General features: G+C 72.8%; 13 protein-coding genes and 1 tRNA gene. 4 read left to right on the top strand and 10 right to left on the bottom strand.

Annotation, left to right across the window (positions count from 1 at the left end; translation table 11 throughout):
- Positions 1–364 precede the first annotated feature (364 nt).
- Entirely contained in the window at positions 365–1405 is a 1041-nt protein-coding gene (locus V5D56_RS19485) for an NAD(P)-dependent alcohol dehydrogenase (protein ID WP_435736916.1), read from the bottom strand.
- A 322-nt stretch (positions 1406–1727) separates the two neighbouring features.
- On the opposite strand from V5D56_RS19485, the gene V5D56_RS19490 reads away from it, so the two are divergent.
- Together V5D56_RS19490 and V5D56_RS19495 are read left to right on the top strand one after the other, a co-directional pair.
- Entirely contained in the window at positions 1728–2822 is a 1095-nt protein-coding gene (locus tag V5D56_RS19490; RefSeq protein WP_435736917.1) for a hypothetical protein, read from the top strand.
- Positions 2823–2861: 39 nt separating this feature from the next.
- Positions 2862–3230, top strand: coding sequence for a hypothetical protein (locus V5D56_RS19495; protein WP_435736918.1), 369 nt, complete (start codon positions 2862–2864; stop codon positions 3228–3230).
- 16 nt (positions 3231–3246) lie between these two features.
- On the opposite strand, the gene V5D56_RS19500 is transcribed toward V5D56_RS19495, so the two are convergent.
- The 3 genes from V5D56_RS19500 to V5D56_RS19510 form a co-directional block, all read right to left on the bottom strand.
- Positions 3247–3819, bottom strand: a complete 573-nt coding sequence (locus V5D56_RS19500; RefSeq protein ID WP_435736919.1) for a DUF664 domain-containing protein — start codon at positions 3817–3819, stop codon at positions 3247–3249.
- A gap of 110 nt (positions 3820–3929) precedes the next feature.
- Positions 3930–6098 (bottom strand): DEAD/DEAH box helicase, encoded by a 2169-nt coding sequence (locus V5D56_RS19505; RefSeq protein ID WP_435736920.1) that lies wholly within the window; start codon positions 6096–6098, stop codon positions 3930–3932.
- A 350-nt stretch (positions 6099–6448) separates the two neighbouring features.
- Positions 6449–6521, bottom strand: a tRNA-Arg gene (locus tag V5D56_RS19510).
- Positions 6522–6638: 117 nt separating this feature from the next.
- On the opposite strand from V5D56_RS19510, the gene V5D56_RS19515 reads away from it, so the two are divergent.
- The gene (locus V5D56_RS19515) at positions 6639–7598 is read left to right on the top strand and encodes a nucleoside hydrolase (RefSeq protein WP_435736921.1); all 960 of its coding nucleotides are present in this window, start codon (positions 6639–6641) and stop codon (positions 7596–7598) included.
- Positions 7599–7668: 70 nt separating this feature from the next.
- Here the strand turns inward: V5D56_RS19515 and V5D56_RS19520 are convergent, their stop codons facing one another.
- Genes V5D56_RS19520 through V5D56_RS19535 form a run of 4 tightly spaced genes read right to left on the bottom strand, consistent with a single transcriptional unit; the run spans position 7669 to position 10852 of the window.
- Positions 7669–8454: an amino acid ABC transporter ATP-binding protein gene (locus V5D56_RS19520; RefSeq protein WP_435736922.1), complete on the bottom strand. Its 786-nt coding sequence runs from the start codon at positions 8452–8454 to the stop codon at positions 7669–7671.
- Between the two features lie 58 nt (positions 8455–8512).
- A complete protein-coding gene (gene ehuD, locus V5D56_RS19525) occupies positions 8513–9154 on the bottom strand; it encodes an ectoine/hydroxyectoine ABC transporter permease subunit EhuD (RefSeq protein ID WP_435736923.1) in 642 nt (213 codons plus the stop codon).
- Positions 9151–9879: an ectoine/hydroxyectoine ABC transporter permease subunit EhuC gene (gene ehuC, locus V5D56_RS19530; protein WP_435736924.1), complete on the bottom strand. Its 729-nt coding sequence runs from the start codon at positions 9877–9879 to the stop codon at positions 9151–9153. The genes ehuD and ehuC overlap by 4 nt, the downstream gene beginning before the upstream one ends.
- Before the next feature lie 4 nt (positions 9880–9883).
- Positions 9884–10852 carry a transporter substrate-binding domain-containing protein gene (locus V5D56_RS19535; RefSeq protein ID WP_435736925.1) on the bottom strand — a complete coding sequence of 323 codons (969 nt, stop codon included), beginning with the start codon at positions 10850–10852 and terminating at the stop codon, positions 9884–9886.
- A gap of 380 nt (positions 10853–11232) precedes the next feature.
- On the opposite strand from V5D56_RS19535, the gene V5D56_RS19540 reads away from it, so the two are divergent.
- Complete coding sequence (locus V5D56_RS19540) at positions 11233–11997, top strand: GntR family transcriptional regulator (protein ID WP_435736926.1); 765 nt, start codon at positions 11233–11235, stop codon at positions 11995–11997.
- Positions 11998–12010: 13 nt separating this feature from the next.
- Here the strand turns inward: V5D56_RS19540 and V5D56_RS19545 are convergent, their stop codons facing one another.
- Positions 12011–12820, bottom strand: a complete 810-nt coding sequence (locus V5D56_RS19545) for a hypothetical protein (protein WP_435736927.1) — start codon at positions 12818–12820, stop codon at positions 12011–12013.
- The gene (locus V5D56_RS19550; RefSeq protein WP_435736928.1) at positions 12817–13185 is read right to left on the bottom strand and encodes a PadR family transcriptional regulator; all 369 of its coding nucleotides are present in this window, start codon (positions 13183–13185) and stop codon (positions 12817–12819) included. The genes V5D56_RS19545 and V5D56_RS19550 overlap by 4 nt, the downstream gene beginning before the upstream one ends.
- Positions 13186–13190: the final 5 nt, after the last annotated feature.

Below are 13190 nucleotides of genomic sequence, written 5' to 3' on the forward strand. Positions count from 1 at the left end.
CACGACGACGCCGTGCCGGCGCTGCGACGAGGCCGAATCGCCCGCCGTGCCGACCCGGACGGTCGTCCGGTCGACTTCCTGGAGAAGCCCTGGGAAATGCCCAGGACGGCGTTCTCCCGGAGTAATGCAAAGAGCCCCGGACCATCGGTCCGGGGCTCTGCCCTCCGGCTCGTGGGCCGGGACGTGGAAACGGAGCGCACCGCGCAGGGGGCAGGCGATGCGCTCCGTCGGGCACTAGTTTGCACGCTTCACGGGAGCGCGTCAACTCGCCTCCGGGTGAAGCCGCGGGACGCGCCGCGATTCACCCCGAACGGCTCAGATGACATCTGGACGACCGTCCATGTCCGGCGCAGGAATCGGTCGGTCAGAACCGCACGACCGCACGTCCCCGCAGCGTTCCGTCCCATAGCCTGCCGTACGCCGCGGGGGCGTCGTCGACGCTGAAGACCTCGGTGTGGACGGTCAGACGACCCTGCCGGGCGAGCTCCAGGACCTCGAACAGCTCCTGTCGGTAGCCCCAGTACGGCACGAGGAACGACGCCTCGTACGGGGACTGGAAGAACCCCACCTTCGCGGACGGCGAGCCGTGCCCGATCCCGACGAGCGTGAAGTCCCCGCCGACGCCGAGCAGCTGCTGACCGAGGTCGATGGTCGGCTGGACGCCGGCGAAGTCGACGACGAGGTCGGCGCCTCGGCCACCGGTCAGGTCCTTGACCGCCTCGACGGCGGACGCGTCCGACATCAGGGCATGGTCGGCGCCCACCTCGCGCGCCAGGGCCAGCTTCTCCTCGGTCACGTCGAGGGCGACGACCTGGGCACCGCTCAGGGCCTTGAGGATCTGCACGCCGACGTGGCCGAGGCCGCCCACGCCGAGCACGACCGCCGTCGTGCCGGCCGTGAGCTTCGGCAGCGAGCGCTTGATCGCGTGGTAGGGCGTGAGGCCGGCGTCCGTGAGGGGCGCGGCCTGGACGGGGTCGAGGTCGCCGATCGGCACAAGGTGGCGGGGCGAGTCGACGATCATGTACTCGGCCATCGCGCCGGGGGCACCCAGTCCGGGCGGGGCGATGCCCAGCTCGGCCGCCCGCAGGCAGTAGTTCTCCTGGCCTGCGGCGCACCGCTGGCACACGCCGCAGCCCCACGGCCCGTAGACCGCGGCCGCGGTCCCGACGAGACCCGGGTCCACGCCCGCGCCGACCGCCTCGACAACGCCGACCCCCTCGTGGCCGAGGGTGAGCGGCAGCCCGTAGGCGTACTCGTCCGCGGGCTGCTCCATGACGAAGACGTCGGAGTGGCACAGGCCCGCGGCCGAGACCTTGAGCAGCACCTCCCCCGGCTTCGGCTCAGGGGTCTCGATCTCCACGACCTCGGGTCGTGCGCCGATCTCTCGGTACTGGACGGCCTTCATGGCCACTCCTCTCGCCTGGCTGTGCTGCTGTCGCCGGGCGGCCCACCGAGGGGACGGTTCGGGGACCGCCCGGCCCTCCCACCATAAACCTGAACACGCGTCTAGGTTTAGGGACGTTGGTCACACGTCGTCCGCCGACACACGATCTCCTCCTTCCGACACGTCCCGGTCACCTGCGCCCGCGGGCGTGCCCACACCGCGTGGCTACCCTGGAAGGACGCCCGCATCCGACGCCGGACCGCGGAGCGCCCGGCGCACGCGCCGGCCGGAGGAGAGCGGGCGAGACCAGCCACCCGACTCGAAAGCGCGGACGACAGACGACGTGACGACCTCCCCCAGCACCCGCCCCTCCCCGGGCGTGCCCGACGGCGCGCCCGAGGCGCCCGACGAGAAGGCTCCCGAGGCGCCGAAGCTCTCGCTCACGCAGATGATCGCGAGCGCCCTCGCCGCCGTGAGCACGACGGTGCTGCTCTCGTACTTCGGGATCGCCGGGACGATCATCGGGGCCGGAGCCGCGAGCGTCATCACCGTCGTGGCGAACTACGCGTACACGCGGTCGATCCAGAAGACCCACGAGCAGCTCAAGCCCGTCGTGAGCCATCTCGCGCCGCGAGCCCGTGGCGGGACGGCGAGGCTGCCGGCGGTCCCGCGCGGCGACGACACGCAGCCGCTCCACCGGCCGCGCACCGACGCGGCCGACGACACGGCGACCGCCGTGCCGCGCGGGAGCGTCCCGGCCGACGACGCAGGCACCTCCTCGGTCACGGTGACGGCCGGTGCGCCGCCCCGGACCGAGGACGACGCCGGGTCGCCCGACGACGACGCGCGCCCCGGCCCGTGGTTCCGCCTCATCGACCGCTACGGGACGGGCAAGGTGCTCGCGGTCTCCGCCGCAGCGCTGTTCGTCGTCGTCATGGGCGTCGTGCTCGTCGTCGAGCTCGCGATCGGCAAGCCGATCTCCGACGCCGTGCGGGGGCAGGAGGGGTCGGGCACGTCGATCAGCCGGACGACCACCGCGGACGACGAGGGCACCGGGACGGGCACCGTCACGCCGTCGCAGGAGCTGCCCGACGGCGGCACCACGACGCCGACACCCGACCCGGCCGCGCCCACCGACGACGCGACCGAGCTCCCGACGGACGAGCCCTCGGACGCACCGACCGAGGTCCCGACCGACGAGCCCACCGATCCGGCGACGCCGACGCCGGAGCCCACGGAGCCGACGACTCCTGGCACCGGTGAGACCGGTGGCACGGACCCGACGGGTGGCGGGACGGGGACCGGCGGCACGGAGACGGGAGCCGATGCCGGCTCGACGGGCGGTCCCGGCGGTTCGTCCGGTGGCACAGGGACCGGCGGGACGACGGGCAGCTCGGCCGAGCCGGCTCCGGCGACGTCGGGCGCACCCGGCGCGTAGCCCTTCCGCGGACTCTCGGCGTCGAGCAGCATGGCCCTCATGGCCCGACGACGCATCTCGACCTGGTCCGTTCCCACCGCTTCGGCAGCAGCGGCGCTCGTCGCGCTGGCGATGCTCCTGACGGCCTGCGACGGCGGGGCTGGCGGCGGCGTCCCCGACCGGGGACCGGACGTGACGGGCGTCGTCGAGCGCACCGGGACCCGCGCCGTCCTGACGGAGCCGTCGGACGACTACTTCGACGGCATGGGCCTGGTGTCGGCGGAGACGTCGTTCGTGGGCGCGGACGGCGAGCCGATCGAGTCCGACGGTCTCGCGTCGGGGGACGAGGTCGAGGTGTGGGTCGTCGACGCCTGCGCGGAGTCGTTCCCCGTGCAGTGCGACGTGGTCACCGTGCGGGTCGTCGGCTGACGACAGCCGTTCCGGCTCACGCCTCCCGGTCGTCGGGCGGGAGCATCGGCCAGTCGGCCGGCGGGTCCTCGCCGACGCGGCCGTCGATCGCCTCGCGGAGCAGGTCCATGTGACCGGTGTGCCGCCCGTACTCCTCGATCATGTCGTGCAGGTGGCGCCGCACCGTGGGGCGGGCGTCGCCGAACTCCAGGTGCCCCGGCTGGTCCAGACCGCCGTCGGCCACGAGCTCGCGCAGCCGGACGCGCGATCTCCCGACGGCGGCCTCCCACAGCCCGTACACCTGCTCGGCCGTCTCGTCGGGGTCGACCGTGAACTGCCAGCGCGCGACGTCCTCCTCGGGCACCGAGAGGAACGTGACCGGGGGCCTCCCCGACATGCGCCAGCAGAACACGTCGTCCTCGCAGACGGCGAGGTGCTTGAGCAGGCCGCCGACGGTCAGCTCGGACGTCGGGACCGCGCGGGCCCGGAGCTGCTCCACGTCGAGGCCGTCGGCCTTCCAGCGGAACGTGGCACGGAGCCGTTCGAGGGTCCCGACGAGATGCTCGACGTCGGTGCCGGCGAGCGGCGGTTCCCAGGAGGGGTCGGTCATGGCACGTCCTTGGTCTCGACGATGTGACCTGCCTCACGGTACGCCGGGCCACCGACGAGCCCGGGTCGTGGCCTCCGGGCCGCCGGGCCCGCCGGAACGACGCGCCGGGCTCAGTCCGCGCCGTCGGCGCCGAGCGCGTCGGTGAGCAGCCCGACCAGGGCCTCGAGCTGCACGTCCTTGGCCGACGTGGAGTCGTCGTCCGACGCCCCGTCCAGCGCCCGGGCGGCCAGCCCGGACTTGCTGTCGATGAGCTCGGCGATGCTGGCGTCGATGGTCTGGGCCGCGATGATCCGCCAGGCCGTGACGGGCTCGTCCTGGCCGATCCGGTGGACGCGGTCGATGGCCTGGGTCTGCTCGGCGTCGGTCCAGGACAGCTCGGCCAGCACGAGGTTGGACGCGACCTGGAGGTTCAGCCCCACGCCCGCGGCCGTCAGGGAGCAGACCGCGACCGACACGTCCGGGTCGTTCACGAACGCGTCGATGTTCTTCTCGCGCACCTTCGGCGTCTGGTCGCCGCGGATCGAGGCGTAGCGGATCCCACGCTGGGCGAAGGTCTGCTCGGCCTCGTCCATGACGTCGACGTGCTTGGCGAAGAACACGACCTTGCCGACGTTGCGCGCGAGCTGCGCGGCGTAGTCGGCAGCCGGCCCGGCCTTGGCCTGGCCGATCCGGCGGACCATCGTGAACACGTTCTCGCCGCCGGTCTTCGAGCTCGAGTCCTTGAGCTCCGCGGCCGCCACGCGGCGGGCGAGGTCGAGGTCGATCTCTCCGCCGACCGTCTCGGCGGCGCCGTCGCCGGCGCGCGCCGCCACGGCGGACCGGTAGCGGTCGGCCAGTCGGCGCGCGAGCGCGGCCTCGGCGGCACGGATCGAGCGGCCGGCCGCGCCGTCGAGCTCGACCGGCAGGTCGGCCACGCGGCGTGCGGGGATGTCGGCCACGACGTCGACCTTGCGACGACGCACGATGCCCATGTCGATCACGGCGGACCGGGCGGCGGCGTAGAAGCCCCGGTCCGCCGGGGTCAGGCCGGTGTCCTCCAGGGCGGTCATCAGCTTGCCGACCGGCTTCGTCTCGTCGATCCAGCCGAGGAACTGCCAGATCGCCCGGAAGTCCTCGATGTCGTTGATGAGCGGGGTGCCGGTGAGCGCCATGAGGAGCGGCCGCGCGGTGCGGGCGCGGATCCGCTCGGAGAGCGCGAGGACGTGCTGGGACCGTTGCGATCCCTTGTTCTTGATGAAGTGCGCCTCGTCCACGACCATGCCGCGGAAGCCGAGGTCGCCGAGCCAGCCGACGTGCCGGTCCAGGATCTCGTAGTTGACGATGACGACGTCCGCGAACGCGTCCACCTTGTCGCCGTCGCCGTGGACGACCGTGGCGCGGCGCAACGGCGTCCACATCCCGACCTCGTGCGCCCAGTTCGTCTTGACGACGTTGGGTACCACGACGAGCAGCGGGAACGCGTCGGCCGCCTGGGCTGCGAGCAGCGCCTGGGCGGTCTTGCCGAGCCCGGGCTCGTCGGCGAGGAGGAAGGTGCGGTGGCCGCGGGCGGTCGCCGCGACGACCTGAGCCTGGTGCGGCATGAGCTCGCGACCGAACGACGCCGACAGCGAGCGGGCCTCGGGAAGCGCCATGCACGCGGGCGCGCCGGGGCCGGCCTGCTCGAAGGATCGGAAGAGCGGTTCGAGCAGCTCCCAGCCGGCCAGTCGCCGAGCCCGCGCGGCCGTACGCTCGGCCGCGGCCTCGAAGTCCGGGGCGAGGAACGGGTTGGCGAGCTGACGCGAGATCACGGACCGGGGCACCACGCGCTTCTCGACGGCGGGTGCCTGCGCGGTCGGCGCGACCGGCGCGGCCGGTGCGGGCTCCTCCGGGGGCTCGAGTCCGCCGGCGCGCATCACGGTGGCCTTGTACTCGCGTGCCGCGTCGGAGAGCCGGGCGTCCTCGCCGAGGAGGGTGAGCAGCGTGGTGTCACGGACGGCGATCTTGGCCAGCAGCGTCGCGACGCCGTCGAGCCGCTTGAGCTCCTGGTCGCGCTTGCCCGCGCTCAGGGAGGCGTCGGCCATGACCCGGGCGCGCTCCTCGCGCACGAGCAGCGCGACGACCTGGAACTGGGTGCGCACCGCGGGGCGCGTCGGCGGTCGCCGGACCGCGCCGTCGAGATCACGCGCGATCCCGGCGAGCACCGGGATGATCCCCTTCTCGGAGGGGCGCGGCGCGCGACGGCGCTCGGTACCGGGGTCAGGGCGCGCGCGACCGGACCGTCGCTGGCCTGTTCGAGCCACGTCTCCTCCTTCGTTCCATTCTCCCACCGACCCTGGCGAGCACGCCGGGTCGCGACCTGCCCGGAGGACAGGGCGGGTGCCGTGTCGTCTCGCACCGTCTCCGGACGACCACCGCCTGCGCGCGACCTACGAGAGCGCGCGTACGCGTCCAGGCGGCGACGGACGCCGCTCGACCGGCCGCGACGGCGGGCTCTGCCGCAGCCCTCTCTCGTCGCGCCACGGACGACCCGCAGCACGAGACGGCCACCGACCGCCACGCTCACCAGCAGGACGACGGCGCCTCGACGCCTCCTGCGCCTCGCCTCCGAGATGCCTCGGGACGAGCACTACCGTGGAAAGCACCCACGCTGTGCGCCTGGCCAGATTCGAACTGGCGACACCCGCTTTAGGAGAGCGGTGCTCTATCCCCTGAGCTACAGGCGCGAAGCCCCGGGGGGCGGGGCCGCAGCACAGCCTAGCCGCCAGGGGCCGTCCGACGCGAAGCGCGCCACGCGCCGTCGGGCACGTGCCGGGCGTGCCGCGCCGCGCGAGGATGGGCGCGTGACCCTCGAGCCCTCCTCCCCGCGGAAGATCGTCCTCGACTGCGACCCCGGCCACGACGACGCCGTCGCGATGCTGCTCGCGCACGGCTCCCCCGCGATCGACCTCGTCGCGGTGACGACCGTCGCGGGCAACCAGACGCTCGAGAAGGTGACGCGCAACGCGCTGTCCGTCGCCGAGGTCGCGGGGATCCACGTGCCGATCGCCGCGGGCTGCGACCGCCCGCTCGTCCGGCCGCGGATCGTCGCGCCGGACATCCACGGCGACTCGGGCATGGACGGGCCGGTCCTGCCCGCCCCGCGCCGCGCCGTCTACCCGCGGCACGCCGTCGACCTGATCATCGAGACGGTCCTCGCGGCGGAGCCCGGCGAGATCACGCTCGTGCCCGTCGGTCCGCTGACCAACATCGCGACGGCCGCGCGCAAGGAGCCGCGCATCGTGCCACGCGTCCGTGAGGTCGTGATGATGGGCGGCGCGTTCCACGGCGGGAACCGCACACCCACGGCGGAGTTCAACGTGCTCGCCGACCCGGAGGCCGCGCACGTCGTGCTCAACGAGGCGTGGCCCGTGACGATGGTCGGTCTCGACCTCACGCACCAGGCCGTCGCGACCCCCGACGTCCGCGTCCGCATCGCGGGCCTCGGCACCGCGCCGTCGCGCTTCGTCGGCGAGCTGCTCGACTTCTACGGCGGCACCTACCGCGCGACCCAGGACTTCCCGCACCCGCCGGTGCACGACCCGTGCGCCGTCGCGTACGTGGCGGACCCGGACGTCATGACGACGCGCCGCGCGCCGGTCGACGTCGAGCTCACCGGCACCCTCACCACCGGCATGACCGTCGTCGACCTGCGCGGCGACGAACCCGCCGAGTGCCGCACCCAGGTCGCCGTCACGCTCGACCACGACCGCTTCTGGACCCAGGTCGTCGACGCCCTCCGCCGCATCGGCGACCCCGGCTGACGCTGTGGGCATGAATTGGGCCCGGTTCCGCGGCGGAAACCGAGCCCACTTCATGCCCACAGCGAAGCCGTCAGCCCAGCACGGCCTTGAGGAACTCCTGCGTGCGCTCGTGCGTCGGGTTCGTGAACATCGTCTCGGGGTGCGCCTCCTCGATGATGTGCCCGTGGTCGAACATGAGCACGCGGTTCGACACGTCGCGCGCGAACTGCATCTCGTGCGTCACGAGCAGCATCGTGATGTCCGTCGTCTCGGCGATCTCCCGCAGCACACCGAGCACGTCGGCGACGATCTCGGGGTCGAGCGCGGACGTGACCTCGTCGAGCAAGAGGATCTCCGGGTCCATCGCGAGCGCCCGCGCGATGGCGACGCGCTGCTGCTGGCCACCCGAGAGCTGGTTGGTCCGGAAGTCGCGCTTGTCCGACATCCCGACCTGCTCGAGCAGCTGCTCCGCCCGGGCGATCGCCGCGGCCTTCGGCTGCTTGAGCACGTGGACGGGCGCCTCGATGATGTTCTCGAGCACGGTCATGTTCGGGAACAGGTTGAACTGCTGGAAGACCATCCCGACGCGGTTGCGCACGACGCGCCGCCGCTTCTCGGGCACCTCGACCCGCTTCTCGCCGCGGTACTCGTGCGTGTACGGGTCGCCGTCGATGAGGAGGAGCCCCCCGTCCGACTCCTCCAGGGTCATGAGCAGGCGCAGGATCGTCGTCTTGCCGGAGCCCGACGGGCCGATGAGCGTCACGCGGTCACCCTTGGCGACGCTGAAGCTCAGCCCGTCGAGCACGACGTTGTCGCCGAACCGCTTGACGACGTCGCGGAACTCGATCGCGGGGGTGGTGCCCTGGGTGGTCGACACGCTGTCCTCCGGGGATGTCGCTGAGTCGGTCAGGGGGTCGGTCACAGGGTCGATCACGTCAGGCAAGGCGCCTCTCCATCCGTCGTACGAGGAGCGAGGTCGGGTAGCTCGCCGCCAGGAAGATCAGGCCGACCAGGGTGAGCGGCTCGATGTAGGAGAACGTGTTGGCTCCGTAGTTCTGCGCCGCGGCGAACATCTCGACCACGTAGATGGCGAACAGGAACGGTGTCTCCTTGAACATGGAGATCGCGTAGTTGCCGAGGCCGGGCAGCGTCTTGCGGATCGCCTGCGGCAGCACGACGGCGCGCCACGTGCGCCCGCGCGGCAGGTTGAGGGCGGTGGCCGCCTCCCACTGGCCGCGAGGCACCGCGTCGATGCCGGCGCGGTAGACCTCCGACATGTACGTCGCGTAGTGCACGCCCAGCACCGCGCACCCGATGGCGAGGGTCGGGACGGTGGGCAGCAGCAGCGCGGCGAACACGAGCTGCACGAGCAGCGGCGTCGACCGGATGAACTCGACGACGACGCCGACGGGCACGGTCACCCAGCGCGAGCCGGACCGCCGCACGAGGGCGACGAGCAGACCGAGCACCGAGGCGATCGCCATGCCGACGACCGTCGCCACCAGCGTGATCTTGAAGCCCTCGAGGAGTGCGGGCAGCACCTCCCAGGCGCGTTCCCAGCTCCAGATGTCGCTCATGCCGCACCTGCCTTCGCCGTCGTGGGGACCGGGGCGAGCCGCAGCACCTCGCGCAGGCTCGGACCGGCGCCGAGCCGGTTCTTCGCGCGCACCTCGAGCGCGTTCATCCCGAGCGTCAGCAGGTAGGCGATCGCGAAGTACACGAGCAGGCCGACCGAGTAGGAGAACACGGTGTCCTGCGTGGTGCGGCGCAGCTGGTCGGTGAAGAAGTTCACGTCGTGGAGGAAGATGTAGGTCGCCAGCGCCGAGCCCTTGAGAAGCTGGATCAGCAGGTTCGTGAGCATCGGGATCATCAGGGCCCACGCCTGCGGGAAGATCACGCGCCGGATGCGGTGGACCGGGCCCAGGTTGAGCGCCGTGGACGCCTCCCACTGCCCCACCGGGACGGAGTTGATCGAGCCCCGGACCACCTCGGCGCCGTACGCGCCGTAGTTGAGGCCGAGCGCGACGATCCCGACCGCCAGCGACTCCATCTTGAAGCCGAAGACCGGCAGCACGAAGAAGAGCCAGAAGAACTGGACCACGAGGGACGTCCCGCGGAAGAACTCCACGACGACCCGGGAGGGCCCGCGCACCCACACGGAGCGGGTGCGCGAGCCGAACCCGAGCAGCAGGGCGACGACCATCGCGAGGACCGCGCCGCCGACCGTCAGCTGCAGGGTGACGAGGACACTCTCACCGAGCTGCGGGAGCCGGTCGAGAAGTGTCTGGATGTCGTCGGACATCGGGTCAGGAGTCCAGACCCAGCTCCGGGCCGAGCTCGTCGGCGATCGCCTCGAGGTCGCCCTCGCAGAGCATCTCGGCGGTCAGCCCCTCGACGGGACGCTCGGCCTCGGTGAACCCGAACGGGCCGAGGACGTCCTCGTACCTCTCCGGGTCGGAGACGATCTCCTGGAGCTTCTCGTTGTAGGCGTCGAGCAGCTCGGAGTCGGCCTGACGGAACACCGTGGCGCCCGCGCCGATCTGCGGCACGCCGTCGATCACGGCGACGAAGGCCTCGGTCGCCTCCACCGGGGCGTCCGACCGCTCCGCGAGCGCGCGCAGCGAGATCCCGGTGAGCGCGAACGCGTCCGCGCGACCGGACACGACGGCGTCCAGGCCGTCCTGCGGGCTGCCGACCTGGATGGTCTCCACGCCGGTGTCCTCGGCGTAGCCGGCCTCGATGGCGCCGCCCATCACCGCGAGGGTGACGCCGGCGTCGACGGCGGACTGCCAGTCGTCGAGGGCGTCGGGGTTGCCCTCGGGCACGAGGAACGCCGTCGTGTACATGATCTCGGGCTCGCTGAACGCGGCCTGTTCGCAGCGGTCCGGCAGGATCGACATCCCCGCGCTGATCGAGTCGAAGCGGTCGGCGTTCAGGCCCGGGATGAGGGAGTTCCACTCCGTGAGCGTGCCCTCGACGGTGTCGATGCCGAGCTCGGAGTAGATCGCCTCGTTGAGGGCGACGGCCGCGCCGGTGAGCTCGCCGCCGTCGTCCTGGAAGCTGTACGGCTCCTCGCCGGCGAACCCGACCGTGATGGACCCGCTCTCCTGGAGCTCCGCGAGGGTGCCGCTGCCGCCCTCGGCCGTCTCGCCGCCGGTGCCGTTCCCGCCCCCGGAGTCGACGCTCGAGCAGGCGGTGGTGACGGCGAGGAGGCCGACGGCGCTCGCGGAGAGGAGCGCGCGGCGTCGGGTCGCGGTGGATCGCGTGGAAGTCATGGTTCCCTTCGTGCCCGTCGGACGCGTGGCGCGGCGGACGGTCGTGGGTGGCTGGACGATCGAACACGCTAACGCGATGTCGACCATTCGACAATCCGCTCGTCGGACTGTCAGATTGTCTACAATCAGACACGGCCACCATGCACGGTGTCCGTCAGGGCGTCACCGGCGCTCGTTCCAGGGCAGCCCGGAACCTCGCTGACCTGCACCGACGCTCGCCGCGCGATCACCGGGCCGCGGACGTCTCGGCGGCTCGACCGCAGGCCGCGCTCCGGCCTCCGACAGGGGATGATGTGATACCGGATCGTGACCTCGACCGTCCCGCACGCACACCCGGTCCGGCGGGCCCACCACCCCACGACCTCAGAGAAGGAGAGCCGATGAGCCCCGCCTCGCGCGCACCGCTCGGCAACGCGCCGTTCCTCTCACCGGTGACGCGCCCGTCGACGGTCGACCTCATCGTCCGCGAGCTCCGCGACGCCATCTACTCCGGCGCCCTGCGCGTCGGCACGCCCATCCGCGAGGTCGAGATCGCGAGCCAGCTCGGCGTGAGCCGCGGGCCGTTCCGCGAGGCCGCCCAGCGCCTCGTGCAGGAGGGCCTGCTCACCGCGACGCCCGGTCGCGGGCTGAGCGTGGTGACCATCGGCCGCGAGCGCATCCCCGCCCTGTACGCGGCGCGCGCGACGGTCGAGACGACGGCCGCGCGCCTGGCCGTGGCCCGCGCGTCCGACCCCGAGGTCGCAGCGGTCCGCGGTGCCTACGACGCGCTCGTCGAGGCCGGCCGCTCCGAGGACGCTCGGCGGATCGGCGACGCCGACCTCACGCTGCACTGGACGCTCGTCGCGGCCGCGGGCAACCCGTGGCTCCTGCGGTGGATGACGACGCTCATCGTCGAGGTCCGTGTCGCGACCTTCACGGTGAGCGACGAGTACGCCGTGCGCCGCGACTCGGCGGCGTCGCACGCGGACATCGTCGAGCGGCTCGAGGCCCGCGACGCCGACGGCCTCGTCGCCGCGATCACCGCGAACCTCGACGGTGCCGTCGAGCGCCTCACCGCGCCGCAGGACGCCGACGTCGAGACGCTCGAGGAGCCGCACCCCGTCCCTCCGCCGCGCCTCGACCCGATCGAGCCGACCGGCATCTGACGCCCGCGCAACGTCAGGCGGCGAGCCACCCGAGCAGCACGGCGACGACGACCGTCCACGCCGGCACGAGGAGCACGCCGAGCAGCCCGATCCGGCGACCCTCCCGTCGCCGGCGCGCGGTGGTGGCCGGGTCCTGCAGCGGGGCGACGACGGGGTCCGTCGACCGCAGGCCGGTCGCGCGCCGCAGCTCCATCCCCACGCCGAGACCGAGCAGCGCCCCGCCGAGCACGAGCGCCGGCACGGCGGGGACCGCGAACAGCTCGGTCTGCAGCAGGAGGAGGGGCAGCACGAGAGCCGTCGCGCCGGCACCGATCGCGAGCGCCCCGACCACGGGGCGGTGCACGAGCATCCGCAGCACGGGCTCGGCGCGCCAGGCGAGGACCCCGACGGCCGCCGCGAGGACGACCGCGCCGAGCGCCTGGCCGACCGAGACATCGACCGGATCCCCCGCGACGAGCGCGGGCACGGACCACAGGGTGAGGAACATGCCGACGAGCTGCACGACCGTCGGGAGCACCGCGCGCGCCGTCGCGGTCGGCTCCTGCTCGGGGCTGGTCGGAAGACCGAGGCTGCGGGCGTACTCGACCGGGTCCCCGAAGGCGTCCTGTGCTTCCTCGCCGCTCTCGGCACAGTGGGAGTCGACCTCGCCGAGCGCCTCGCCGACGTGCGCCCCGCCCACTCCCTGAAGCCGCAGCTCGATCAGCATCGCCTCCGCCCAGCGCGGGTCGACGTGCGGCGCGACCTCGCGCTCGAGGGCGTAGCGCCGGGCGCCTCGCCGCTCCTTGCCGGTGCCCGTGCTCGCACCCGTGGCCGTGCTGTTCATCGGTTCCCCTCCGTGGTCGCCGGGCGGTGGGCGCCCTCGCGGACGATCCGGCGCGTCGTCGTGGTGAAGGCCTCCCACTGCGCGGCGGACCGGTTCAGCTCGCCGGTCCCCTCCGCGGTGAGCGCGTAGTACTTGCGCCCGGGGCCACCCTCGCCGGGGCGCCACTCGGTGACGACCCAGCCGGAGTCCTCGAGCCGTTTGAGCAGCGGGTAGAGCGTCCCGCCCTTGAGCGGGCCGAGGCCCCCGTCGGCGAGTGCCGACGCGATCGCGTAGCCGTAGGTCGGCCCGTCGGCGAGCACACGCAGCACGCACACCGCCAGGACGCCACGCAGCCACTCGCTGGGCCACTCCGCGTCCGAGGTCACCACTA

This window comes from Cellulosimicrobium sp. PMB13 (genome assembly GCF_051294865.1).
GTDB lineage: Bacteria > Actinomycetota > Actinomycetes > Actinomycetales > Cellulomonadaceae > Cellulosimicrobium.

Coding starts and splice junctions, on each gene's coding strand:
- V5D56_RS19495 (WP_435736918.1), top strand. CDS start 2,862: ATGGCCCGACGACGCATCTCGACCTGGTCCGTTCCCACCGCTTCGGCA.
- V5D56_RS19540 (WP_435736926.1), top strand. CDS start 11,233: ATGAGCCCCGCCTCGCGCGCACCGCTCGGCAACGCGCCGTTCCTCTCA.
- ehuC (WP_435736924.1), bottom strand. CDS start 9,879: ATGTCCGACGACATCCAGACACTTCTCGACCGGCTCCCGCAGCTCGGT.
- ehuD (WP_435736923.1), bottom strand. CDS start 9,154: ATGAGCGACATCTGGAGCTGGGAACGCGCCTGGGAGGTGCTGCCCGCA.
- V5D56_RS19535 (WP_435736925.1), bottom strand. CDS start 10,852: ATGACTTCCACGCGATCCACCGCGACCCGACGCCGCGCGCTCCTCTCC.
- V5D56_RS19545 (WP_435736927.1), bottom strand. CDS start 12,820: ATGAACAGCACGGCCACGGGTGCGAGCACGGGCACCGGCAAGGAGCGG.
- V5D56_RS19500 (WP_435736919.1), bottom strand. CDS start 3,819: ATGACCGACCCCTCCTGGGAACCGCCGCTCGCCGGCACCGACGTCGAG.
- V5D56_RS19485 (WP_435736916.1), bottom strand. CDS start 1,405: ATGAAGGCCGTCCAGTACCGAGAGATCGGCGCACGACCCGAGGTCGTG.